Annotated in this window: 1 rRNA gene; it reads left to right on the top strand. The window is 43.8% G+C overall.

The features are described 5' to 3' along the window. Positions 1-164: 164 nt before the first annotated feature. Positions 165-224, top strand: a 5S ribosomal RNA gene (rrf, locus tag SAY88_RS25765); the annotation flags it as partial.

The following is a 224-nucleotide window of genomic DNA, read 5'->3' as shown; positions in this document are numbered from 1 at the left end:
GGTTGATAGGTCTGGTGTGGAAGCGTGGCGACACGTGGAGCTGACAGATACTAATCGGTCGAGGACTTATCCAATACTATTTCTTGATACGTTTCTATAACGCATTATCTAGTTTTGAGAGAATCATTTCTTTCAAGACATTTTCATGAAAATGTCATATATAGTCTGGTGGCGATAGCGAAGAGGTCACACCCGTTCCCATGCCGAACACGGTCGTTAAGCTC

This window comes from Halalkalibacter flavus (assembly GCF_036663575.1).
GTDB lineage: Bacteria > Bacillota > Bacilli > Bacillales > Bacillaceae_D > Halalkalibacter > Halalkalibacter flavus.
The sequence above is the reverse complement of the archived record's forward strand: the minus strand, read 5'-3'. Positions and strand labels throughout refer to the sequence as shown.